The sequence below is a fragment of the Mycobacterium sp. NGS50 genome, assembly GCF_059812545.1.
In genome coordinates, this window is record NZ_JCALCW010000031.1 from 1 (window position 1) to 22,594 (window position 22,594).

Here is a 22,594-nt window from a genome sequence, read left to right on the forward strand (position 1 = left end):
CCACCGGGAATGGCACTTTTGCGTCTGCTCGGCGGGAGGGGTCACTCGACGCCGATGGTCACCTCGGTGGACTTGATGAACACCGTCGCGGGCTGGCCGACCGTCAGGCCGAGGTTTTCCGCCGCGTCCTTGGTGACCGAGGAGGTGATCACCTGATCACCACCGTCGAGCCGAACCTTCACGATCGCCATGACCGCGCCGACGTCGACCTCGGAAATGGTTCCTTTGAGCTGGTTTCGAGTGGATAGCCGCATACGCTGAGCCTAATAATCGGTGGTCAGCGCCGTGGGCCCAACAGCGCAATCGAGGCATCGGTCGCCGGATCGACGATTTCGCGGATATCGCGTCCGTCCTCGACCGCAAGTGCGGTCAGCTCCCGCAGGCCGCCCAACAGAATGACCGCCAGTGCCGGCGTCAGCCGGGGCAGGCCGGCGCGCTGGAAACCCGGGCTGCCGCTGAGGTCGACCAGCAGATCGGTCAACAGCTGCAGTCCCTGGCGTTGGACCGGGCGCGCGACGGCGCCCAGCGAGGGCAGCTCGCGGATCCAGCTCAGCGTGATCCCCGGGTGGGCGGCGATGCTGGCGACGTAGGCGTGAACCGCCTGACGAATCTGGTCATGCCAGTCGGCCTCGGGATCGATGGCCGCCCGCAACTCTTCGCGGAGCTGCTCGTTGTTGGCCCGCAGCAACTCGAGGAAACATTCCTCCTTGCTGGTGAACTGATCGTAGAAAGTGCGTTTTGAGGTGCGCGCCGCGCGGACGATATCGGCCACTGTGGTGGCGCGGTAGCCGCGCTCGCCGATCGACTCGGTCAGGCCGTCGAGCAGCCGCTGGCGAAACGGGTCGACGCCGGCCGGTGCCGCGGGATCAGCCACTGCCGTCATGGGCGCCGCTCCTCCTCATCGCTGCGCTCTGCATCGTCGCCGGCGCGGGTCATGGGCGCCGCTCCTCTCATCGCATGCCACTGCATCGTCGCACCACTTCACCCTTGCCAGCTCTGGTACTCAAGAGTACCGTACCGGGTAACCCGGTGGTACAGAGCAGTACCACACGTCTGTTGGGAGCGTCATGAGCGAAGTGGTCAGTCTCGATACGCATAACGTGACAGCACCGCCCGAGGTTCGGCTACCGCCGGCACCGCGGATTCCCACGCCGCTGCTGGGCGCGGTCTTCGTGCTGTTCCGCCGGCAAACCGTGCAATGGCTGACCCGCCGATACGGCAGTGCGTTCACGCTGAAGCTGCCGATGTTCGGTCGCCTGGTGATGGTCACCGACCCTCAGTTGGCCAAGCAGATCTTCACCACCAGCCCGGAGGTGCTGGGCAACATCCAGCCCAACCTGAGCCGACTGCTGGGGCCGGGCTCGGTGTTCGCCCTCGACGGCGAGGAGCATCGTCGTCGCCGCCGCCTGCTGGCGCCGCCGTTTCACGGCAAGAGCGTCAAGAACTACGAGCAGATCATCGAAGAGGAAACCCTGCGCGAGGCCGCCAGCTGGCCCGAGGGCAAGGAGTTCGCCACCCTGGAACCGATGATGCGGGTGACGCTCAACGTCATCCTGCGTGCGGTGTTCGGCGCCGAAGGCGCGGACCTGGACGACCTACGGGAGATCATCCCGCCTTGGGTGACCCTGGGGTCGCGATTGGCGACCATGCCCAAGCCGCCGCGCACCTACGGCCGTTACACCCCGTGGGGACGGGTGGCCGAGTGGCGGCGCCGCTACGAAGTCGTGCTGGACCGACTGATCGAAGTAGTGCGGGCGGACCCCGATTTCGAGCAGCGCTCCGACGTGCTCACCATCCTGCTGCGCAGCAGCTACGAAGACGGTTCGGCGATGTCCCGCAGCGATATCGGGGACGAACTGCTGACCTTCCTGGCCGCGGGACACGAAACCACCGCGTCCACCCTGGGCTGGGTGTTCGAACGGATCAGCCGCCATCCCGAGCTGCTTTCGGCGCTGGTCGCCGAGGCCGCAACCGATGGGAACGACTTGCGCCAGGCGACGATTCTGGAGGTGCAGCGCAACCGGACCGTCATCGACTTCGCCGGACGGCATGTCAACGCGCCGGTCTACGAGCTGGGCGACTGGGCGGTCCCGCGCGACTACTCGATCATCGTCAGCATTTCCCAAATCCATGCCAATGCCGACGCATTCCCCGATCCCGGCCAGTTCGACCCGAAGCGGTTCATGGGGGCCAAGGTGCCGTTCGCGTGGATTCCGTTCGGCGGCGGAACCCGGCGGTGCCCGGGTGCGGCGTTCGCGAATGTCGAGATGGATGTGGTGCTGCGAACGGTACTGCGGCACTTCACCATCCAGACGACGCTGGCGCCCGGTGAGAAGTGGCATTCGCGCGGTATCGCGTTCACCCCGAAGGACGGCGGCCGGATCGTCGTGCGTCGCCGTTAGGATCGGGGCCATGACCAACCACGGCGAAGTTCTCGACATGATGAACGCCGGGATGCAACACACCATCCCGACCGCGCACCAGATGGGTATTCGCGTCGTGGAGGCCGACCGGGGCTTCGCCGCCGCCACCGTGCCGGCCGAGGGCAACGGCAACCACTTCGGTGTGGTGTACGCCGGGGTGCAGTTCACCGTCGCCGAGATTCTCGGCGGCGTCATCGCGCTCAGCACATTCGACCGCGCCAAGTACTTCCCGCTGGTGAAGAACGTCGACATCGCGTTCGTCGGCATGGCCAGATCGCAACTGCGCGCCGAAGCCCGGCTCGACGAGGACACCATTGCCCGCGTCGAAGCCGAAGCCGCCGAGCGGGGCAAGGCCGACTTCAATCTGGAGGCCGTGGTGACCGACGCCGAGGGGCGCACCGTGGCCACCACCCGCGGGCTCTATCAGCTACGCGCACACGGGAAGTAGCCGCGCCACCGGTTGCACCCGCGAGATTGCGTCGTGGTAGGCGAAGTGCAAGAGGATGCGTACCTGGCTGCAATCTCGGCGGGCTCAGCTCGATGCCGGCAGTTTCCAGTCCGGCCGGATGAAGTGGCAGGTGTAGCCGCCCGGAAAGCGCTGCAGGTAGTCCTGATGCTCGGGCTCGGCCTCCCAGAAGTCGCCGGCCGGGCTGACCTCGGTGACCACTGTTCCCGGCCACAGCCCGGACGCCTCGACCGCGGCGATGGTCTCCTCCGCAATCCGCTTCTGCTCGTCGTCGACGTAGAAGATCGCCGAGCGGTAGCTGGTGCCGATGTCGTTGCCCTGCCGGTTCTTCGTGGTCGGATCGTGCACCTGGAAGAAGAACTCCAGCAGCGCCCGGTAGTCGGTGACGGTCGGGTCGTAGCGGATCTCGACGGCCTCGGCGTGGCTGCCGTGGTTGCGGTAGGTGGCGCCTGCGACATCTCCGCCGGAGTAACCGACCCGGGTGGAGACGACGCCGGGCTGCTTGCGGATTAGGTCCTGCATGCCCCAGAAGCAGCCGCCGGCCAGGATCGCGGTGCGGTAGCTCGTCATGGTTCTCCTCGCTGCCGAAGTGGTCGCCTGCTTCGATTATGCCGCGGGCGACCCTCGACAAACCCGGGTAGAACGTGTTCTAGTTCTTGACGTGCAGGCATTCACCCGTGATGAGCTGGCCGCAGCATTCGAGACATTCGAGCAGACCGTGGCACGAGCCGCCGAAACCAAAGACTGGGACGCCTGGGTGCAGCACTACACCCCCGACGTCGAGTACATCGAGCACGCGGCGGGCACGATGCACGGCCGCGACGAGGTGCGCACCTGGATCCGCAAGACGATGTCGACCTTCCCGGGCAGCCACATGACCGAGTTCCCGGCGCTATGGTCGGTGATCGACGAGTCCACCGGCCGGATCATCTGCGAGCTGGACAACCCGATGGTCGATCCCGGCGACGGCACCATCATCAGCGCCACCAACATCTCGATCATCACCTACGCCGGTAACGGGTTGTGGAGCCGCCAGGAAGACATCTACAACCCGCTGCGGTTCGTGACCGCCACGATGAAGTGGTGCCGCAAAGCCGCCGAACTGGGCACCCTCGACGACGAGGCGGCCCGCTGGATGCAGCAGTACGGTGGCCTGACGTGAGCCGGCCGGTGCTGGTGATCGGCGCCAACGGCTTCCTGGGCTCCCACGTCACCCGCGAACTCGTCGCCACCGGCGCCGAGGTCCGGGTCATGGTGCGCGCGGGCGCCAATACCCGCAGCATCGACGACCTGGCGGTCACCCGGTTCGAGGGCGACGTCTTCGACACCGCCACCGTGCGCGAGGCGATGGACGGCTGCGCGGACGTGTACTACTGCGTCGTCGACACCCGGGCCTGGCTGCGTGACCCGTCGCCGCTGTTCCGCACCAACGTCGACGGGCTGCGCAATGTGCTCGAGGTTGCGACGGACGCCGATCTGCGCCGCTTCGTCTTCACCAGCAGCTACGCGACGGTGGGCCGGCGACGCGGTCGGGTCGCCACCGAGGAAGACATCATCGACCCGCGCGGACTGACGCCGTACGTGAAATCCCGGGTGCAGGCCGAGGACATGGTGCTGCGGTACGCCGCCGAGGCCGGACTGCCGGCGGTCGCGATGTGCGTGTCGACGACCTATGGCGACGGGGACTGGGGCCGCACCCCGCACGGCGCGTTCATCGCCGGCGCGGTGTACGGCAGGCTGCCGTTCTTCATGAACGGCATCGAGCTGGAAGTCGTCGGGGTCGACGACGCGGCCCGCGCCATGATCCTGGCCGCCGACCGCGGACGCAACGGTGAGCGCTACCTGATCTCGGAGAAGCTGATTCCGCTGCGCGAGGTGGTGCAGGTCGCCGCCGACGAAGCCGGGGTAGCGCCGCCCGCTCGCTCCATCTCGGTGCCGATGCTCTATGGGCTGGCCGCGATCGGCAGCCTGCGTGCCCGGGTGACCGGCAAGGACGCCGAACTCTCACTGGCCTCGGTGCGGATGATGCGGGCCGAGGCCCCCGTCGACCACAGCAAAGCTGTTCGCGAATTAGGTTGGCAGCCCAGGCCGGTCGAGGAGTCCATCCGGGAGGCGGCGCGGTTCTGGATGACGCTGCGCGGCGCGAGACGACCGGGCTGACCCGGAATCAGAACAGGCTCAGCAGGCCGTCCAGCCACGGCGTCAGGCCGCCCAGTCCCAGGTCGTTCAGGAGATCAGAAAGGCCGAAGTCGTCGGGTGTGGCTGCGGTAAGAGCGGCCGTGGCTGTGTCCGTCGCCGCGGACGGCTCCCACACGAACAGGTTGTTGGCGCCGGTGGCGTCCGCGGTGAGATGGTCGCCGAACGCGCCGGCGAAGTCGTTGTTGAAAAAGTGGGTTTGCGGGAGGCTGCCGGCGAATGCTTGGCTGTGGTCGCCAATGACCACGGCATGGTTGAAGCTTCCGAAGTTGGCCACAGCACTGCTGCCGGTGCCGGACGCACTGGCGGAGTCGAGGACGCCGGACCCGGCTCCGGCTTCGGCTGAGCTACCGTCACCGCTGGCGCTGGCATAACCGAGGGTGCTGCCCGGTACGACTTCGGCGCTGCTGCCATCGCCGTTGGCGAATGCGAAATTGCCCCAACCGCCCAACCCAGGGAAATTGGGGTAGGAGGCGCCCGCTGCGGCATTGCTGCCGTCGCCGATGGCGATCGCCATGTCTCCGAAACCCGACGTGGCTGTCGCGTTGCCCTGGTGCCAGACGTCCATGCCCCAGATCGAAATATCGATGTCCGCGCTCGCCAGCCATACGTCGATGTCCTGCGGCGTTGGGCCGGTGCCGGCGGCGTTGGCCATCCACGGTGCCGGGGTCAGCACCCCGAGTCCCAGTGCCAGCGCCACTACAGCGATCCGACGAAATCCCCCCGTAGATTCCACCGCGGTCCCCCCCGCTCCAGGTCCTCAGACAAATTGACTTATCGTCAACATGGATAACACCTGAGAATACGACTAGCGTCCACTGATGGCCAGCGTTCGGCAGCAGTTGCGAAGGTGCCCGGGTTCCGGGACCCGCCGGGAATGTTCACCGCGATCCACTGTTGCATCTGCTGAGCGTGAGGAGCTGCCATGAGTGATCTACCGGTCCTAGAGCCAACCGCTGAACATCCGATCACGATCGAGCCGACGGTCGGGCGGGTCCAAGTGCGGGTGCGTGGCGAGGTCATCGCCGATACGCATGCCGCACTGACCCTGCAGGAGTCGACGTATCCCGCGGTGCAATACATTCCCCGCGGCGACGTCGTCCAGTCCGCGCTGGCCCGCACCGACACCACCAGCTATTGCCCGTTCAAAGGGCACGCCAGCTACTTTCAAGTGACCACCGCGTCCGGTCACACCGTCGAGGACGCCATCTGGACCTACGAGCAGCCGTATCCGGCGGTCGGGACGATCGCCGACCACCTCGCCTTCTATCCGGACAAGGCCGAAATCAGCGTGACGGCCGACTGACCACCCCGAACACCTGCTCGGCCAGGCGGGTGTCGCTGTACTCGCGCAGCGACACGATCATGCCGTCGCGGGTGTCGAAAATGAACACGAACGGGCTGTCGTAACGGATCCCGGTGTTGGTGACGCCGTCGGCCTCGGCCTCGACGACGACGTTCTCGCCCTCGTTGACGCAGCGGATCAGGTCCAAGGTGATCTCGACGGTCTCTTTGCCGCGCTCGACCATCCGGCGCAGCGTCGGTTTGTCGACGGTGGCGCGGGTGGTGATGCTCCAGTAGGTGAAGTCGTCGCTGAGCAGTGCGAAGGCTTCGTCGACATCCCCGCCATCGCACAGGTTCTGCAGGAACATCCAGGCCAGCTCGGCCTGCGGGTCGTCGAAGGGCGTCGTCATCAGCGCCATCCTGTCGCGGAACCTACACCGCGGTCAATCGAACGCGCGATCCCTATGATCACCGATATCGATGATCAGACCAGGCGCGAGCGCACGCTCACGTTCGCGCATCCGGCCAGCCCCGAGCTCACTCTCGCGCCCCTGCGGCGAGGGCCGCTGGACCCGTGCTTTCAGCTGCTCAGCGACGGCACCATCTGGCGGACCAGCCTGCTCGTTTCCGGCCCGGTAGCGGCGCGGATCCGGCGTTCGGCACCCACCGTCGTCGACTGTGCGGCCTGGGGCGACGGCGCCGAGGAGTTCCTCGACGCGCTGCCCGCGCTGCTGGGCGCCGACGATGACGTCGCCGACTTCGCGCCGTGCGAACCGACGGTCGCCGCCGCCTACCGCCGGCTGCCGCACCTGCGCCTGGGCCGCACCGGGCGGGTGCTGGAAGCCCTCATCCCGGCGGTGATCGAGCAGCGGGTGCCCGGCGCCGACGCGTTCCGGTCCTGGCGCACGCTGGTCACCGCCTACGGCAGCCCGGCGCCGGGCCCGGCGCCGCCCCGGATGCGGGTGCCGCCCGCCGCCGAGGTGTGGTGGCGGATTCCGTCCTGGGAATTCCAGCGTGCCAACGTCGACCCCGGCCGGGCCCGCACCATCGTGGGGTGCGCGCAGCGGGCGTCGGCGCTGGAGCGGCTGACGACCCGGCCGTCGGCCCGGGCCCGCGACGCGCTGACGTCGCTGCCCGGCGTCGGGATCTGGACGGCAGCCGAAACCGCACAGCGCGCCTTCGGGGACCCCGACGCCGTATCGGTCGGCGACTATCACCTGGCCGGCATGGTCGGACAAGCGCTGGTGGGGCATCCGATCGACGACGCGACCATGCTCGAACTGCTTGAACCGCTGCGACCGCACCGGCACCGGGCTACCCGCCTGTTGGAGGTCAGCGGGTTGGCGAAGCGGCCGCGGCGGGGCCCCCGGCTGGAGGTGCAGGACATCCGGGCCCGGTGAGCGGGCCGGCCCGGTGCAGACAGACCTCCGGAATAATCGGACCGCAGTCCGGTTATATCGGGTAGTTCCGACACGAGGAGGTACCTATGCCAGCGGTAACCGCAGACACCCTGACCCTGCCCCGACTGGGCCCGGCTGCTGCCGCCGACACCCAGCGACCGGTCCGATCGGTCACTACCGGACCGCGCGGATTCGAAGGACTCGGCTTTCCGGTGGTGCGGGCGTTCGCCGGTGTCCGCGCCGCGGACCTGGATCCGTTCGTGCACATGGACCAGATGGGCGAGGTGGACTACCCGCCCGGACAGCCCCGGGGCACGGACTGGCATCCCCACCGTGGGTTCGAAACGGTGACCTACATGATCGACGGCCAATTCGCCCACCAGGATTCCCATGGTGGTGGTGGTCTGATCACCGACGGCGCCACGCAGTGGATGACGGCCGGTTCGGGCATCCTGCACATCGAGACCCCGCCGGCCGAACTGGTCGACACCGGTGGCGTCTTCCACGGCATCCAACTGTGGGTGAACCTGCCCAAGTCCGACAAGTTCGCGGCGCCGCGGTATCAGTCCATCGAAGGCGAGGATGTCACGTTGCTGACCTCCGACGACGGCGGGGCGCTGGTCCGCATCATCGCCGGAGAGCTCGACGGGCACCGCGGCCGCGGTGTCACCCACACGCCGATCACGCTGGTGCACACAACGATTCAGCCCGGTGCACGGCTGGATCTGCCGTGGAACCGGGACTTCAACGCGTTGGTGTACGTGTTGTCGGGCGCGGGTTCGGTCGGGCCGATCGGGCACCCGATCCATCAGGGTCAGCTGGCCGTGCTCGGACCCGGCGACCGGATCACCGTCGCGGCGGACACGACGCAGGACTCGCACCGCCCGGCACTGGAAGTGTTGCTGCTGGGTGGGCGGCCGATCCGGGAGCCGGTCTTCCACTACGGGCCGTTCGTGATGAACAGCAAATCCGAGGTGATCCAGGCGCTGGAGGATTACCAGGCCGGGGCCTTCGGCACCATCCCGCCTGACGCGCTGATGCCGCATCTACCCCGGAGGCGCCGTGGCGAAGCGACCGGAGTCGAGGGCCTCTAGGAGTTGCCCGGCGATCCACGCCAGTGCGTCGTTGTCGCGGGGCAGGGCGACCTGTTCGTAGCCGACCAATAGATAGATCGCCCAGGCGGCGAACAGCTGGGCCCCGCGCCCATTCTGCAGAATCTCGAAGGCTGCCTCGTACATGGTGTCGAAGCGCTGCCGGTCGACATCGGCCTGAATTCCACGAACCCTGGCGTCGGCGGAACTCCACGCCCGGATCGCGGCCTCCGCGCCGTGCGGCAGTGCCAGTCCGGTCTGGATCAAGGTGTCGATCCGGCGGCGGGGGTCGGGGTCGGCCCGCACCTCCTCGACGATCCGGGACGTAAGCGCCTCCTGCCAATGCTTGACCAACGCCCCGGTGTAGGCCGACCAGCTGGAGAAATAGTGGTAGAAGGATCCGGTGGTGACGCCCAGCCGGCCGCAGACTTCGGCCAGCTTCAGTCCGCCATAGCCCAGGTCGGACAGCACTTCGACGCCGATCTCGAAGTACGCCTCGCGGGAGATGAGGGCCGCCATAGCCGAACTGTAGTTCCCCCGGGCTTGCGGGTGCCCGAGATCGCCTCGACACCGTGCCTGACCCGCGATGACCCGCCGCTGATCTACGGTGATCACATGAAGGTCACCGTGAACCGCGACAAGTGTGTCGGTATCGGGATGTGTGAGGTGTCGGCTCCCGACGTCTTCGAAGTCGGCGATGACGGCCAGGCGCATGTGCTCGTCGACGAGATCGCCGAAGCCGATGTGGAAGGGGTGCGTCAGGCGGTCGCGAACTGCCCCACCGAATCGTTGACAATCTACGACTGAGTTGACGTCCGTCTAGTTTGCTAAGCCGTACGGGCGCCCGCCCGATGTGTGCCACACTTTTCTGATGCGGCACATCGCGAGTCGGGGCCCGGGGCGACCCCCCGCGGCGAAGGCTGCCCAGACCCGCAAACGCATCGTCCTGGCCGCCCGTGAAGTGTTCGGCGAACTCGGATATGAGGCGGCCACCTTCCAGGCGATCGCCGCGCGCGCCGACCTGACCAGGCCCGCCATCAATCACTATTTCCCCAGCAAGCGGGCGCTGTTCCGGGAAGTCGTGGACCAGACCGTTGAGCTGACCATCCGGGCCGGAATGGAACGGGGCCAGCGGGAAAGCACGTTTATCGGTCGAATTTCCGCGATGATCTCCACCGCGGTCGACGCCGATTATGAAGATCGATCGGCGGCGACATTTCTGATTACCGCGATACTCGATGCGCAAAGGCACCCCGAGTTGCAGCTCGTCGAGGAAGAATCGTTGCTGAATTCCCGCGCGTACTTGACCGCGGTTGTCACCGAAGCCATCGAGAGCGGCGAGCTCACTACCGACGCCGACGTAACCTCGTTGGTGCAGATGCTGATCTCGGTGCTGTGGGGGGTCGGCTTCTTCGCCGGCTTCCTCGGCACCCATGAGGAGATGGAATCTCTCGCCGACAATCTGCGGCGGCTGCTGGCCAACGACCTGTGGACGCTGAACGAGAACAGCGCGTGATGTAGGCCACAGCACCGCATAGACCAGCTAAGTTATTCGGTAGCATGGCGCCGAGATGAGTAATCACGACGTGGCCTCGGTCCGAACCGAAGGCGACAGCTGGGCAATCACCGAGAGCGTCGGGGCAACGGCGCTGTGGGTGGCGGCCTGCCGCTCCGCGGAGACCGCGCAGCCCGACCCGTTGATCCGCGACGAGTTTGCCGCGCAATTGGTTTCGCCCGCCGGGCCGGCCTGGGCACGACTGGCTTCCGGCAGCCTCGACTGGCTTGATGCCGACGACGAATACGGCCGTCGGGTAAACGATTTGGCGCGCAACTACCAAGCGGTGCGGACCCATTTCTTCGACGCCTACTTCGCTGATGCCGCGGCCGCGGGTATCCGCCAGATGGTGATTCTGGCCGCCGGCCTGGATTCACGCGCTTACCGCTTGGACTGGCCGTCGGGTTGCACGGTCTATGAGATCGATCAGCCGGAGGTGTTGGCCTACAAGGCGGAGACGCTGGACGCGGCGGCGCCGGCCGCGACCCGGCGCCCGGTTCCCGTTGACCTGCGCGGCGATTGGCCGGCCGCGTTGCTCGAGGCAGGCTTCGATCCCGCGCACCGCACCGCCTGGTTGGCCGAAGGGTTGCTGCCCTACCTTCCCGCCGACGCCCAGGATCGGTTGTTCGAGACGGTCAGCGCGTTGAGCGCGGCGGGCAGCCGGGTCGCGGTGGAAGCGTTCGGCGCTGCGACGTTCAACCCCGACGGGCGGCGGCGCCGGGCGTCTCGCGAGCGCCAGGCCAGGCTCCGGCAACACCTGGGCCTGGACGTCAACCTCGAGGCGCTGGTGTACCGCGAAGACAACCGGGCCGAGGCCGCGGACCAACTGGGTCGCCACGGATGGCGGGTGCAGGAGGTGGACAGCCACCAGGAAGCCGCCCGGCTGGGCCGGCCGGTGCCCGAGGACCTCTCCGATCAGACCAGTGCCCCCACGCTGCTCACCGGCGAGCGCTGATCAGAAGGACGTGAACCGATGAGCTCGAAGCGCACCCACGACGACACCTGGGACATCGCCAGCAGCGTGGGCACGACCGCGGTGATGGTGGCCGTGGCCCGGGCCAGCGAAACCGACAGCGCCGACCCGTTGATCAACGATCCGTACGCACGGCTGCTGGTGGCCGACGCCGGCACCGGCGTCTGGGAAACCATGCTGGACGACGCGATGGTCGCCAAGGTGGAGACCGCCGACCCAGAGGTTGCCGCGGTTTTCCACCACATGCGCGGCTATCAGGCGGTACGTACGCATTTCTTCGACGCGTTCTTCGCCGACGCGGTGGCCTCCGGTATCCGCCAGGTGGTGATCCTGGCGTCCGGGCTGGATTCGCGCGCCTACCGGCTGGACTGGCCGGCCGGGACGACGGTGTACGAGATCGATCAGCCCAAGGTCCTCGCCTACAAGTCCGACACGTTGGCCGCGCACGGGGTGAGCCCGTCCGCGCAGCGCCACGCGGTGCCGATCGATCTGCGGCAGGATTGGCCGGCCGCCCTGCGTGGTGCCGGCTTCGACCCCGGCGTCCCGACGGCCTGGCTGGCCGAGGGACTGCTGATGTACCTGCCTGGTGACGCCCAGGACCGGCTGTTCGAGCAGATCACTGCCGTGAGTGCGCCAGGCAGCCGGATTGCCGCGGAAACCGCGGCCAGCCACGCCGATGAACGGCGCCAGGCGATGCGGGAGCGGTTCGAAAAGGTGGCCGCCGACCTGGGCATTGAGCGCAACATCGACGTGCAGGACCTGATCTACCACGACGAGGACCGGGCGGTGGTGGTCGACTGGCTCAACGGCCACGGCTGGCAGGCCACCGCGCAGCACTCACTCGACGAGATGCATCGACTCGGCCGCTGGACCGAGGTGCCGATGGGCGACGACCGGGACGCGTTCGCTGATTTTGTGACCGCCGAGCGCCGGTAGCCGCGCCGCCGAGCGCACGCTATTTGCCGGATCGCATGGAATTTCGTCCCGTTCGACGGTAGGAATGGGACTCATGACCACAACTACCGGCGTCGCGAATACCGTCGCCAAGCTCCGCGAAACATTTGCCACGGGCCGGACCCGTGATGTGCAGTGGCGGCGCACCCAGCTCAACCGCCTCGAGCAGATGATGAACGAGAACGAGGCGAGGATCGCCGAAGCGCTCGAGGCCGACCTCGACCGCAAACCGTTCGAGGCGTGGCTGGCCGACAGCGCAGGCACCGCCGCCGAGGCCCGCTACGCGGCGAAGCACGTCAAGAAGTGGATGCGGCGCAAGCACCGGCTGCTCGAGCTGGCGCAGCTGCCCGGCCGCGGCTGGGTGGAGTACGAGCCCTACGGCACGGTGCTGATCATCGGGGCCTGGAACTTCCCGTTCTACCTCACCCTCGGACCGCTGGTCGGCGCGATCGCCGCCGGAAACACCGTCGTGCTCAAGCCATCTGAGATCGCGCCCGCCTCGTCACAACTGATGGCAGAACTGGTGCCGCGTTACCTGGACACCGATGCGATCGTGGTGGTCGAAGGCGACGGCATGGTCAGCCAGGACCTGATCGCGCAGGGCTTCGACCGGGTGATGTTCACCGGCGGTACCGAGATCGGCCGCAAGATCATGGCCAGCGCCGCCGAACACCTGACCCCGGTGACCCTGGAGCTGGGCGGTAAGAGTCCGTGCATCGTGGCCGCCGACGCGGACCTGGACATCGCGGCCAAACGCATCGCCTGGACCAAGCTGCTGAACTCGGGCCAGACCTGCGTCGCCCCCGACTACGTCCTGGCCGATGCCACCATCCGCGATCAGCTGGTCACCAAGATCAGCGAGGCGATCGCCGGCTTCAGGTCCGATGAATCGCACGGCATGCGCATCGTCAACCAGCGCCAATTCGACCGGCTGACCGGCTATTTGGCGAACACCAGCGGTACCGTCGCGGTCGGCGGCGGTTCGGATGCCGCGACGCTGCGGATCGAGCCGACCGTGGTCGTCGACCCGGACCCGGCTGAGGCGCTGATGACCAACGAGATCTTCGGCCCCATCCTGCCGGTGATCTCCGTCGGATCCGTCGACGATGCAATCAGTTTCGTCAACGCGCGGCCCAAGCCGCTGGCGGCATACCTGTTCACCAAGACCCGCGCGGTGCGGGAGAAGGTGATCAGCCGGGTGCCCTCGGGCGGCATGCTGGTCAACCACCTGGTGTTCCAGGTGTCGACTGCCAAGCTGCCCTTCGGTGGCGTCGGACCATCCGGCATGGGCGCCTATCACGGCCGGTGGGGGTTCGAGGAGTTCAGCCATCGCAAGTCCGTGTTGACCAAGCCGACCCGACCCGACTTATCCCAGATGATCTACCCGCCGTATACAGAGAAGGCATGGAAATTGGCGCGCCGGCTGTTCTAGCGGCGCCCCGACGAACCTAGAACCCTAGAGAGGAAGCTCATGCCCGGAGTGCAGGACCGAGTCATCGTCGTCACCGGAGCCGGTGGGGGGCTGGGCCGCGAATACGCCCTGACCCTGGCCCGGGAAGGTGCCAGCGTCGTCGTCAATGACCTGGGTGGCGCCCGCGACGGCACCGGAGCCGGACACAACATGGCCGACCAGGTGGTCTCCGAAATCAAGGAGGCGGGCGGTCGCGCCGTCGCCAACTACGACAGCGTCGCCGACCCCGACGGTGCGGCCAACATCATCAAGACCGCGATCGACGAGTTCGGCAAGGTCGACGGCGTGGTCAGCAACGCCGGCATCCTACGTGACGGCACCTTCCACAAGATGACGTTCGACAACTGGAACTCGGTGCTGCAGGTGCACCTCTACGGCGGATACAACGTGGTCCGGGCGGCCTGGCCGCACTTCCGTGAGCAGAGCTTCGGGCGGGTGGTGGTGGCCACCTCCACCAGTGGGCTGTTCGGCAACTTCGGGCAGGCCAACTACGGCGCGGCCAAACTCGGCCTGGTCGGGATGATCAACACGCTGGCCATCGAGGGTGCCAAGTACAACATCAAGGCCAACGCGCTGGCCCCGATCGCGGCCACCCGGATGACCGAGGACATCCTGCCGCCCGAGGTGTTGGCCAAGCTCAAGCCCGAGTACGTGGCACCGGTGGTGGGCTACCTGTGCACCGAGGAGATCGCGGAGACCGGTTCGGTGTTCATCGTCGGAGGCGGCCGGGTGCAACGGACCGCGCTGTTCGAGAACGCCGGCGCCAACTTCGACAACCCGCCGTCGGTCGACGATGTCGCCGCGCAGTGGTCGACCGTCACCGACCTGTCGGCGGCCAAGCCGGCGTCCTTCTCGGTCGGCTAGTTCCCCGTGCGCTAGTCCCCGCCGAGCAGACATAAAAGTGCCCCATTTCGGATGAAATGGGGCACTTTTATGTCTGCTCGGCGGGGTTAGGCGGCGATCAGCTCCCGGGCGAGTTCCGCGTCCAGGTCGGCGATGGCCGAGGCGCCCCAGTCGTCGTCGAGAACGTCCTCGAAGGCCAGGGCCATGTCGTCGAGCTTCCCGGTGAAGAGCTTTGCTGCGGCACCGGCGACGAGGGCGCCCAGTCCGGCGAAAACGGTGGCGGAGGTCTTCTGGTTCATCGGGGTTCTCCTTGGGTGCGGGGCCAACCTGGTATGTGTAGGACTCTAACGCAGCAGTCGCTGCAATGCAACAGTTTAAACGCTACATTTTTGAACAATCCTTCCGGCAAGCGGGGTGTACTGTCGACGAACTGGGAAAATGCCCGAACCACCTGGCTTGATTAAAACCGAAGCATTGCTGCGTTGTGTGCTGGATCCGGTCCGTCGGCGTCGTTCGGTCCCCGCGCCGGTGGGGCTGGGCCGGGGCGGTCGACAAAGTGAAAATGGACCCGCTCCGGCCAGGTTAGGATTTCGTTGCTCACCCTCAGATGAGGTTGCCCGCGGTCATCGTGCCGCGGCCCAACGAAGGAGATTGTGTATGAAGTTCCGGTCTCGTACCGGTGTCGCTGCCGCGGCCCTGATGGTCGCCGTACTCGGGCTCTCCGGCTGCGACAAGGGCGGCTCCGAAGGCGGGGTGGACACCGCCGCCGCGAATCTGGTCAAGCAAGCCGCCGACGACATGCGCAGCGTCACCGGTGTGCACCTGAACCTGGTCACCCAGGGCGACGTGCCCAATATGGCGGTGGACAAGCTCGAGGGTGACGTGACCAACAAGCCGCAGTCGGCCGCCAATGGCACCGCGACGATGAAGCTCGGACAAACGACGGTGGACGCCAAGTTCGTCTACGTCGACGGCCGGCTGTACTCCGACATCGCTGACCCGGGTGGCAAATACACCGACTTCGGTGACGGCGCGTCGATCTACGACGTCTCGACGCTGCTGGACGACAAGGCCGGGCTGGCCAATGTGCTCACCAACCTGAAGGACCCCAAGGAAGCCGGAACCGAAGAGATCAACGGCGTCTCCACCACCAAGGTGACCGGGACCTCGTCCTCGAGTGACATCGCCAAGCTGGCCGGATCGCGGTTGTCCCCGGAGCAGGAGCAGACCGTGCCCACCACGGTGTGGATCGCCACCGATGCGCCCAACCATCTGGTCCAGGCTCAGGTCTCCCCGGCCAACGACGCCAGCGTGACCCTGACTCTGTCGGAGTGGGGCAAGCAGGTCAGCGCTACCAAGCCCCAGATGTGATGCACGTGCTCACCGACGAAAGGATCACGATGAGCGCCGGAGTTCTTCGACGAAAACTTGCGGCTGGTGCGCTCAGCGCCGCAGCGGCGGCGGCGCTGAGCGTCGCGGTAGCCCCGGCGGCCGAGGCCGCCAACTACTGGGGGGCGATCGCCTACTCCTCCAACGGCGCCTGGGGGCGAGTGGTGAACTCATCGAGCAGCTCCCGAGCGGAGCAGGTCGCGGTCAACTACTGCGGCTACCGCGACTGCAAGCCGCTGACCACCTTCCGTGAATGCGGTGCGGTCGCCGAGAACAGCACCTCCTATCAGGGCGGATACGGATCCACCCTGTCTGCGGCGATGAACGATGCGATGGGCCGGCTGCCCGGCAGCTGGATCGCCACCTGGGGCTGCAACTGAGCAGGCCGGCGTCCGCGACAGCGGGCGCCGGCCTTCTTCGGCTCAGATTCAGCCGGCGAGCGCGGCCCGCAGCCGATCCAGATCGGTGGCGGTGACCCCGGCGGTGCTCAGGAAGCCGTCCAGCGACCCGTACGTCTCGTTGATGCTGCTGCGTGCGGCGTCCAGGTACTCCGCGCGCACACCGAGCACCTCCTCGGTCAGCCGGGCTTCGCTGAACGCCACCGCCTCGGGTCGCTCCGCACCGGCAACCTGGCCGATCAACTCCAGAATCTTGGTCCGCAACTGCGGCACCGCGTCGTTGCTGCGCAGGTAATCGGCCAGGATGGCGTCCGGGTCGGCGCCGGCCGCCTCCAGCGCCACTGCGACCGTCAGACCGGTGCGATCCTTGCCGGCCAGGCAATGGGCCAGCACCCGGCCGCCGCCGCCCAGCAGGGTGATCACGCGGTGTACCGCGCGGTGTGCACCGGGCAGGGTGGGGAAGCGGCGATACTCCTCGACCATGTATCGGGTGGCGGCATCGTTGACCGACTCCGCGTCGGGGCGATCGGTCATCAACCGCGCAAACGCGTGCTCGTGGGGAGCGTCACCGCCCTCGGCCGGCTCATTGGCGGGCGGGTCGAAGAACGGCAGCAGATGGATGTGCACACCGTCGGGAACCAGGCCCGGACCATGGCGTTCGACTTCGCGGCGGGAGCGCAGATCGGCGACGTCGGAGACACCCAGCCGGTGCAGTTCGCCCCGGCCGCTGTCGGTCAGGCCGGACAGTTCACCGGACCGGAACAACCGGCCCGGCGCGATGCCCGGCACGATGTCGGCCACATCACGGAAGTTCCAGGTGCCGTCTATCTCGTACAACTCGGTGGCCATGGCTAGGTCACTGCCGCCGCGAAAGCGCTCTTCTCCCGGCCGATCTCGGCGCGGGCGATGGAGCGCATGTGCACTTCGTCGGGTCCGTCGAAGATGCGCATGGCGCGGTGCCAGCCGTAGAGCCGGGCCAGCGGCGTGTCATCGCTGACCCCGGCGGCGCCGTGCACCTGGATGGCGCGGTCGAGGACGTCGCAGGCGACCTGTGGGGCTACCGCCTTGATCATCGCCACCAGGTGGCGGGCCTCCTTGTTGCCGTGCTGGTCGATGGTCCAGGCGGCCTTCTCGCACAGCAGCCTGGCTTGATCGATCTCGTTGCGGGACTTGGCGATCGACTGCTGTACCACACCCTGCTCAGCCAAGGGCCGGCCGAACGCGATCCGGGTGCGGGCCCGGTCCACCATGAGCGCCAGCGCCCGTTCGGCCGCCCCGAGTGCGCGCATGCAGTGGTGGATGCGGCCCGGGCCCAGGCGGGCCTGGGCGATCGCGAACCCGGCACCCTCCTCGCCCAGCAGGTTGGTGGCCGGCACCCGCACGTTGTCGTAGATCACCTCGCAGTGGCCGTGCTGGTCCTGCCAGCCGAACACCGGGGTGGAGCGCACGACCGTCACACCCGGGGTGTCCATCGGCACCAGGATCATCGACTGCTGTTGGTGGGAGGCGGCCTCGGGGTTGGTGCGGCCCATCACGATCAGGATCTTGCAGCGCGGGTCGGCGGCGCCCGACGTCCACCACTTGCGTCCGTTGATCAGATAGTCGGCGCCGTCGCGGGTGATGGTGGTCTCGATGTTGCGGGCGTCGCTGGAGGCCACCGCGGGCTCGGTCATCGAGAACGCACTGCGGATCTCGCCGTCCAGCAGCGGTCGCAGCCACTGGGCACGCTGCTGTTCGGTGGCGAACAGGCGCAGCGTCTCCATGTTGCCGGTGTCGGGCGCGGCGCAGTTCAGCGCTTCGGGGGCGATCTCCACACTCCAGCCGCTCAGCTCCGCCAGCGGTGCGTATTCCAGATTGGTCAGACCCGACTCGGCCGGCAGGAACAGGTTCCACAGGCCGAGCTGGCGGGCCTTGATCTTGAGGTCCTCGACGACGGGCGGCACGGTGTGATCATGCGGGCCGGCTTCGTGGCGGTATCGCTCATAGTCGGCCTCGGCGGGAAACACGTGCTCGACCATGAACGCTGACAGCCGCTGGTGGTAGTCGGTCGCTCTGGTCGACATGGCGAAGTCCATTCCGCCACGATATGGCACGTACTGACCAGCGGCGCGAGCAGCTATCCAGGGGGCTTCGCACCGTGGTGGAGGATGAAAATCTCACCGAGTGTGCGGATTGGTACCCAACTCGCCGCTCAATGCGTACCAAACCGCACGCTCGCCGGGTGTTGGGCCCGTTTTCGAGCGAGACGCAGAATCGCATGGTGCGGTACCGATTCGTGCGATTCGCTGTCTGCTCGCGGTAGATATAGAGGTCATGACCGAGTCTCGCCCACCGTTTCCGCCGTTCACCGCCGAAACCGCGGCGCACAAGGTGCAGGCCGCCGAGGACGCCTGGAACACCTGCGACCCCGAGAAGGTGGCGGCCGCCTACACCGTCGACTCGCGGTGGCGTAACCGTGACGAGCACGTTGTCGGGCGCGCCGAGATCATCGCGTTCTTGACCCGCAAGTGGCAGCGCGAGCGCGATTACGCGCTGCGTAAGAGTCTGTGGGGCTTCACCGGCAACCGGATCGCGGTGCGCTTCCAGTACGAGTCCCGCGACGCGGCCGGGCAGTGGTATCGCAGCTACGGCAACGAGTTGTGGGAGTTCGCCGACACCGGGCTGATGGCCCGACGGGAAGCCAGCATCAACGACGTGCGGATCGACGAATCCCAGCGGCGCTACTTCGGTGCTCGCCCGGAATCTGAGCACGGCCTCGGCATCCCGTTGTGGTGAGCACCGGCTAGCCCGCCGGGGACTCGGTCAGGCCATGCTCACGCAGGAAGCCCAGGATCAGCTCGGCCAGCACCCGTGGCTGGTCCTCGGGGACCCAGCTGTAGGAATCCTCGACCGTCACCAACCGCGCCTGGGGCATCAGCGCGGCGAGCCGTCGCGCGCCGTCGGCGGGAAACACCCGGTCCTGCACGGGCCAGACAATCGGCGCGGGACGGTCATAGTTGGCGAGTTTCGGTGAGGCCTCGGACAGATACCCCGGCGACAGGCCCCGCAGGAAGCGCCGGAAGTCGCGCACGACGGCAGGGTCGTGCTGTAGCGGGGCAAGATATGCCGTCATGATGTCGGCGGGGATCGGTCGCTTGGTCGCCCAACCGTAGGTGATCGGCAGGCGTTGAACGATCCGACTGCGAAGGGCGATCCGCTGAACCGCCGCGGCGCCCGGCAGCGACGCCAGCAGGCCGAGCGCCTTGGTGGGCCACGGGTCGGAGTCGAAGGCATTGGTCGCGACGAGGACGAGCGCCGCCACGCGCTCGGGATGCTCGGCGGCGACGACCTGCGCGATGTCGCCGCCGTAGCCGTTGCCTACCAGGACTACCTGCTGCAACTGCAGCGCGTCCAGCAGGTCGATGACGATGCGCGCCTGCCCGCGCAGCGTGAGGTCCGCGCCGGGCAGGGCTGGATGGTGGCTGCCGAGCGGCACGTCGGGGGCGATGCAACGCAGGTCGCTGGGGAGGTGCGCGGCCACCTGACGCCAGACCAGGCCGTTGGCCACCAGCCCGTGCAGCAACACCACCGGTTGACCGGTCCCGGCCTGCCGGTAGCCGAGCACGCCGGCCGGGATGCGTACGGTCTCGCGCTGCGTCAGCGGTGTCCCCGAAACGGAGGTCGGGTCCATGTGTCACCTCCAGGCGATAAAACAATACAACCTGTATTGAAACATGGCGTGCGCAAGCTAACAAGACATACAGACTGTTAAAATTCTGTGCGTGGCTGAGACATCGGACGGAAGGGCGCAGCGCGCCGAGCGGACCCGCGCCGCCCTGGTCGCCGCCGCCCGGGAACTCTTCGTGCGGGACGGCTACGCGGCGGTGTCGACCACCGGAATCGCGCGTGCGGCCGGGCTGACACGAAACGCGCTCTATTACCACTTCCCGACCAAGGAGGCGCTGTTTCGGGCCGTCTACGAGGACGTTGAGCGTGAGATGGCCGAGCGGGTGCTGTCGGCGGCCGCGGCCGAAACCAGCGCGCGCGGGAAACTCGAAACCGGCGTCGAGACCTTCCTGGACGGTTGTCTCGATCCCGCCGTCGCCAGGGTGAGCATCGTGGAGGCGCCGGCGGCGTTGGGCTTCGCGCAGATGCGCGAGATCGACAACCGCAACTACCTCGACGTCCTCCGGGAAAGTGTGCGCAGCGCATGCGACGCGGGGGAGATGCGGCAACTCCCCGTCGACGCGCTGGCGGCGATGATCATCGGTGCCCTCGACGAGGCCGCCCTGCTGATCGCGTCGGCGGAGGACCCGCGCGCCGCGCGTGAAGAGGCCGGCGAAGTGGCCCGCGCGCTGATCGGCGGACTGTTCAACCGCCGGCCGAGTCCGAGTCGGTGAGGGTGCTCAGTGGTCGATGAGAAAGATGCCAAGAAGAACTAGGTCGGGCGACTACACCGGCGGGTAGGCCGGCGGCGGGTAACCCTGCCCGTCGGTGACGCCGCGGAAGCCCCAGAAGAAGTAGTTCATGAAGTATTCGATCTCGTCCGACGCGTCGTAGTCGTTTGGATTCATCAGCTGACCTCCCTGTGCCCCGTCCGCAGTCTAACGCCGTCGTCATCCTTCGGACACCGGTACTCGGCATTGCTTAAACTATCCAACCAGTTGATTGATAAATCCCGGGCCCCGACCCGGCCCGGCCGATAGTGAGTAGCCATGCCCGCCGACAACAGCACCCCCAATGGGCTGTCCCGCCGTGAGGAGTTGTTGCTGGTCGCCACCAAGTTGTTCGCCGCCCGCGGCTACCACGGCACCCGGATGGACGATATCGCCGACGTGGTCGGTCTGAACAAGGCGACGGTCTACCACTACTACGCCAGCAAGTCGTTGATCCTCTACGACATCTACCAGCAGGCCGCCCAGCGCACCCTGGCCGCCGTGCACGACGACCCGTCCTGGACGGCCCGCGAAGCGCTGTATCAGTACACCGTGCGGTTGCTCAAGCAGAGCGCCTCGAACCTGGAGGGCGCCGCGGTCTACTTCCAGGAACAGCCCTACATCACCGAATGGTTCACCGCCGAGCAGGTCGCCGAGATCCGCGAGAAGGAAACCCAGGTCTATGAGCATGTGCACGGGCTGATCGACCGCGGCATCGCCAGCGGCGAGTTCTATCCCTGCGACTCGCACGTGCTGGCGCTCGGCTACATCGGCATGACCCTGAGCAGCTATCGCTGGCTGCGGCCCAGCGGTCGACGCAGCGCCGAGGAGATCGCCGCCGAGTTCAGCACCGCCCTGCTGCGTGGACTGATCCGCGACGAGCAGATCCGCCAGGAGTCACCCCTGGGCGTCAAAACCGAAAGCGAAACAGCCGGTCGTAGTTCCTGATCGCCGGTATGGCACACAACAGCCGGTAGAGCACCCGCTGCGGGCGCAGCGGGATGCCTGCCGGGTCCAGGAACGTCGACGTCTCCACCAGCTGCAGGCGCTCACCGGCGCCCAGGTCAGCGCCGTTGCGGGTTCCCCACCTGACGATGCCAAACGTGGTCATCCGCGACAATCGCGGACCCCACGGCGAGAGCAGGTCGGCCAGCAGCTCGCCGCTGAGAAATCGATCGGTCAGCCGCCGCACCAGAGTGTGCGCCTCGTCGGCGGTCAGATACATCAACAAACCCTCGGCGATGATCAGCGCCGGGTACTGCGCCGGGATCCGTTCCAGCCATTGTGGATCGGTCACTGACGATCCGATCATGGTGTAGCCGTCGCGGTCGTTGTACAGCCTGCGCCGCAGATCGATGACCGCCGGAACGTCGACATCGAACCACCCGGCGCCCGGCGTCGCCTCGAGCCGAAACGCGCGGCTGTCCAGACCGCACCCCAGGTGCAGCACGACGGCGTCGGGATGGCGGTGCAAGAAATCCGCCGCCCACGTGTCGATCCGGCTGGCGCGCAGCGCCACCAGGAACTGGTTGCTCCACGGCTGGACCGCCCGGTGCAGCCGGGTGAAGTCGTAGTCGATCCGGTCGACGGCGTCCGCGGCGGCGCTGTCACCGAGAATCGGCTCCGGCAACCGGTTTTCGTAGGCCCGAAGATACAGGGTGGCAAGGTTCGTCCACTCGACCGAACCCCAGCGCACACTGCTGAAGTCGACCTTGGACGGCTCGGGGACCACGCCC

Annotated in this window: 30 protein-coding genes; 18 read left to right on the plus strand and 12 right to left on the minus strand. The window is 67.2% G+C overall.

Annotation, left to right across the window (positions count from 1 at the left end; translation table 11 throughout):
* Positions 1-41 precede the first annotated feature (41 nt).
* Both AC5Y36_RS19615 and AC5Y36_RS19620 read right to left on the minus strand, forming a co-directional pair.
* The gene (locus tag AC5Y36_RS19615) at positions 42-254 is read right to left on the minus strand and encodes a TOBE domain-containing protein (RefSeq protein WP_500042618.1); all 213 of its coding nucleotides are present in this window, start codon (positions 252-254) and stop codon (positions 42-44) included.
* A 23-nt stretch (positions 255-277) separates the two neighbouring features.
* The gene (locus tag AC5Y36_RS19620) at positions 278-883 is read right to left on the minus strand and encodes a TetR/AcrR family transcriptional regulator (protein WP_500042619.1); all 606 of its coding nucleotides are present in this window, start codon (positions 881-883) and stop codon (positions 278-280) included.
* 184 nt (positions 884-1,067) lie between these two features.
* Between AC5Y36_RS19620 and AC5Y36_RS19625 the strand changes: the two genes are divergently transcribed.
* Complete coding sequence (locus AC5Y36_RS19625) at positions 1,068-2,402, plus strand: cytochrome P450 (protein ID WP_500042620.1); 1,335 nt, start codon at positions 1,068-1,070, stop codon at positions 2,400-2,402.
* A 10-nt stretch (positions 2,403-2,412) separates the two neighbouring features.
* Positions 2,413-2,871 (plus strand): PaaI family thioesterase, encoded by a 459-nt coding sequence (locus tag AC5Y36_RS19630; protein ID WP_500042621.1) that lies wholly within the window; start codon positions 2,413-2,415, stop codon positions 2,869-2,871.
* Positions 2,872-2,955: 84 nt separating this feature from the next.
* Here the strand turns inward: AC5Y36_RS19630 and msrA are convergent, their stop codons facing one another.
* Positions 2,956-3,459, minus strand: a complete 504-nt coding sequence (gene msrA, locus AC5Y36_RS19635) for a peptide-methionine (S)-S-oxide reductase MsrA (protein WP_500042622.1) — start codon at positions 3,457-3,459, stop codon at positions 2,956-2,958.
* 91 nt (positions 3,460-3,550) lie between these two features.
* On the opposite strand from msrA, the gene AC5Y36_RS19640 reads away from it, so the two are divergent.
* Both AC5Y36_RS19640 and AC5Y36_RS19645 read left to right on the plus strand, forming a co-directional pair.
* On the plus strand, positions 3,551-4,051 hold the full coding sequence (locus AC5Y36_RS19640; protein WP_500042623.1) for a nuclear transport factor 2 family protein: 501 nt from the start codon (positions 3,551-3,553) through the stop codon (positions 4,049-4,051).
* The gene (locus tag AC5Y36_RS19645; protein WP_500042624.1) at positions 4,048-5,049 is read left to right on the plus strand and encodes an NAD-dependent epimerase/dehydratase family protein; all 1,002 of its coding nucleotides are present in this window, start codon (positions 4,048-4,050) and stop codon (positions 5,047-5,049) included. The genes AC5Y36_RS19640 and AC5Y36_RS19645 overlap by 4 nt, the downstream gene beginning before the upstream one ends.
* Positions 5,050-5,056: 7 nt before the next feature.
* On the opposite strand, the gene AC5Y36_RS19650 is transcribed toward AC5Y36_RS19645, so the two are convergent.
* The gene (locus AC5Y36_RS19650; protein WP_500042625.1) at positions 5,057-5,740 is read right to left on the minus strand and encodes a hypothetical protein; all 684 of its coding nucleotides are present in this window, start codon (positions 5,738-5,740) and stop codon (positions 5,057-5,059) included.
* Between the two features lie 270 nt (positions 5,741-6,010).
* Between AC5Y36_RS19650 and AC5Y36_RS19655 the strand changes: the two genes are divergently transcribed.
* The gene (locus AC5Y36_RS19655) at positions 6,011-6,391 is read left to right on the plus strand and encodes a DUF427 domain-containing protein (RefSeq protein ID WP_500042626.1); all 381 of its coding nucleotides are present in this window, start codon (positions 6,011-6,013) and stop codon (positions 6,389-6,391) included.
* On the opposite strand, the gene AC5Y36_RS19660 is transcribed toward AC5Y36_RS19655, so the two are convergent.
* Entirely contained in the window at positions 6,372-6,779 is a 408-nt protein-coding gene (locus AC5Y36_RS19660) for a nuclear transport factor 2 family protein (RefSeq protein ID WP_500042627.1), read from the minus strand. The genes AC5Y36_RS19655 and AC5Y36_RS19660 overlap by 20 nt on opposite strands.
* Positions 6,780-6,833: 54 nt before the next feature.
* Here AC5Y36_RS19660 and AC5Y36_RS19665 point away from each other — a divergent pair, with 54 nt between their 5' ends.
* Both AC5Y36_RS19665 and AC5Y36_RS19670 read left to right on the plus strand, forming a co-directional pair.
* A complete protein-coding gene (locus tag AC5Y36_RS19665) occupies positions 6,834-7,769 on the plus strand; it encodes a DNA-3-methyladenine glycosylase family protein (RefSeq protein WP_500042628.1) in 936 nt (311 codons plus the stop codon).
* Positions 7,770-7,855: 86 nt separating this feature from the next.
* The gene (locus AC5Y36_RS19670; protein ID WP_500042629.1) at positions 7,856-8,863 is read left to right on the plus strand and encodes a pirin family protein; all 1,008 of its coding nucleotides are present in this window, start codon (positions 7,856-7,858) and stop codon (positions 8,861-8,863) included.
* Here the strand turns inward: AC5Y36_RS19670 and AC5Y36_RS19675 are convergent.
* Complete coding sequence (locus AC5Y36_RS19675) at positions 8,816-9,379, minus strand: TetR/AcrR family transcriptional regulator (protein ID WP_500042630.1); 564 nt, start codon at positions 9,377-9,379, stop codon at positions 8,816-8,818. The two genes, AC5Y36_RS19670 and AC5Y36_RS19675, sit on opposite strands and share 48 nt — an antisense overlap.
* 30 nt (positions 9,380-9,409) lie before the next feature.
* On the opposite strand from AC5Y36_RS19675, the gene AC5Y36_RS19680 reads away from it, so the two are divergent.
* From AC5Y36_RS19680 to AC5Y36_RS19705, 6 genes are all read left to right on the plus strand, one after another.
* Positions 9,410-9,667: a ferredoxin gene (locus AC5Y36_RS19680; RefSeq protein WP_500042631.1), complete on the plus strand. Its 258-nt coding sequence runs from the start codon at positions 9,410-9,412 to the stop codon at positions 9,665-9,667.
* A 64-nt stretch (positions 9,668-9,731) separates the two neighbouring features.
* Positions 9,732-10,376: a TetR/AcrR family transcriptional regulator gene (locus tag AC5Y36_RS19685; protein ID WP_500042632.1), complete on the plus strand. Its 645-nt coding sequence runs from the start codon at positions 9,732-9,734 to the stop codon at positions 10,374-10,376.
* A 55-nt stretch (positions 10,377-10,431) separates the two neighbouring features.
* Positions 10,432-11,370 (plus strand): SAM-dependent methyltransferase, encoded by a 939-nt coding sequence (locus AC5Y36_RS19690; RefSeq protein WP_500042633.1) that lies wholly within the window; start codon positions 10,432-10,434, stop codon positions 11,368-11,370.
* A gap of 18 nt (positions 11,371-11,388) precedes the next feature.
* On the plus strand, positions 11,389-12,324 hold the full coding sequence (locus AC5Y36_RS19695) for a class I SAM-dependent methyltransferase (RefSeq protein WP_500042634.1): 936 nt from the start codon (positions 11,389-11,391) through the stop codon (positions 12,322-12,324).
* Positions 12,325-12,397: 73 nt separating this feature from the next.
* A complete protein-coding gene (locus AC5Y36_RS19700) occupies positions 12,398-13,774 on the plus strand; it encodes an aldehyde dehydrogenase family protein (protein WP_500042635.1) in 1,377 nt (458 codons plus the stop codon).
* Positions 13,775-13,813: 39 nt separating this feature from the next.
* Positions 13,814-14,677, plus strand: a complete 864-nt coding sequence (locus tag AC5Y36_RS19705) for an SDR family oxidoreductase (protein WP_500042636.1) — start codon at positions 13,814-13,816, stop codon at positions 14,675-14,677.
* A gap of 86 nt (positions 14,678-14,763) precedes the next feature.
* Here AC5Y36_RS19705 and AC5Y36_RS19710 read toward each other — a convergent pair whose 3' ends face one another.
* On the minus strand, positions 14,764-14,955 hold the full coding sequence (locus tag AC5Y36_RS19710) for a hypothetical protein (RefSeq protein WP_500042637.1): 192 nt from the start codon (positions 14,953-14,955) through the stop codon (positions 14,764-14,766).
* 358 nt (positions 14,956-15,313) lie between these two features.
* On the opposite strand from AC5Y36_RS19710, the gene AC5Y36_RS19715 reads away from it, so the two are divergent.
* Both AC5Y36_RS19715 and AC5Y36_RS19720 read left to right on the plus strand, forming a co-directional pair.
* Complete coding sequence (locus AC5Y36_RS19715) at positions 15,314-16,027, plus strand: LppX_LprAFG lipoprotein (RefSeq protein WP_500042638.1); 714 nt, start codon at positions 15,314-15,316, stop codon at positions 16,025-16,027.
* A gap of 29 nt (positions 16,028-16,056) precedes the next feature.
* Positions 16,057-16,425, plus strand: a complete 369-nt coding sequence (locus tag AC5Y36_RS19720) for a DUF4189 domain-containing protein (protein WP_500042639.1) — start codon at positions 16,057-16,059, stop codon at positions 16,423-16,425.
* Positions 16,426-16,473: 48 nt separating this feature from the next.
* On the opposite strand, the gene AC5Y36_RS19725 is transcribed toward AC5Y36_RS19720, so the two are convergent.
* Positions 16,474-17,292, minus strand: a complete 819-nt coding sequence (locus AC5Y36_RS19725) for a tyrosine-protein phosphatase (protein ID WP_500042640.1) — start codon at positions 17,290-17,292, stop codon at positions 16,474-16,476.
* A gap of 2 nt (positions 17,293-17,294) precedes the next feature.
* Positions 17,295-18,506, minus strand: coding sequence for an acyl-CoA dehydrogenase family protein (locus AC5Y36_RS19730; RefSeq protein ID WP_500042693.1), 1,212 nt, complete (start codon positions 18,504-18,506; stop codon positions 17,295-17,297).
* Between the two features lie 250 nt (positions 18,507-18,756).
* On the opposite strand from AC5Y36_RS19730, the gene AC5Y36_RS19735 reads away from it, so the two are divergent.
* Positions 18,757-19,218, plus strand: coding sequence for a DUF1348 family protein (locus AC5Y36_RS19735; RefSeq protein ID WP_500042641.1), 462 nt, complete (start codon positions 18,757-18,759; stop codon positions 19,216-19,218).
* A 7-nt stretch (positions 19,219-19,225) separates the two neighbouring features.
* On the opposite strand, the gene AC5Y36_RS19740 is transcribed toward AC5Y36_RS19735, so the two are convergent.
* Positions 19,226-20,113: an alpha/beta fold hydrolase gene (locus AC5Y36_RS19740; protein ID WP_500042642.1), complete on the minus strand. Its 888-nt coding sequence runs from the start codon at positions 20,111-20,113 to the stop codon at positions 19,226-19,228.
* Between the two features lie 91 nt (positions 20,114-20,204).
* On the opposite strand from AC5Y36_RS19740, the gene AC5Y36_RS19745 reads away from it, so the two are divergent.
* Entirely contained in the window at positions 20,205-20,822 is a 618-nt protein-coding gene (locus AC5Y36_RS19745; protein ID WP_500042643.1) for a TetR/AcrR family transcriptional regulator, read from the plus strand.
* Between the two features lie 51 nt (positions 20,823-20,873).
* Here AC5Y36_RS19745 and AC5Y36_RS19750 read toward each other — a convergent pair whose 3' ends face one another.
* Entirely contained in the window at positions 20,874-20,996 is a 123-nt protein-coding gene (locus AC5Y36_RS19750; protein ID WP_500042644.1) for a hypothetical protein, read from the minus strand.
* A gap of 141 nt (positions 20,997-21,137) precedes the next feature.
* Between AC5Y36_RS19750 and AC5Y36_RS19755 the strand changes: the two genes are divergently transcribed.
* On the plus strand, positions 21,138-21,806 hold the full coding sequence (locus AC5Y36_RS19755) for a TetR/AcrR family transcriptional regulator (protein WP_500042645.1): 669 nt from the start codon (positions 21,138-21,140) through the stop codon (positions 21,804-21,806).
* Here the strand turns inward: AC5Y36_RS19755 and AC5Y36_RS19760 are convergent.
* Positions 21,769-22,590 carry a class I SAM-dependent methyltransferase gene (locus AC5Y36_RS19760; protein ID WP_500042646.1) on the minus strand — a complete coding sequence of 274 codons (822 nt, stop codon included), beginning with the start codon at positions 22,588-22,590 and terminating at the stop codon, positions 21,769-21,771. The two genes, AC5Y36_RS19755 and AC5Y36_RS19760, sit on opposite strands and share 38 nt — an antisense overlap.
* Between the last annotated feature and the right edge of the window lie 4 nt (positions 22,591-22,594).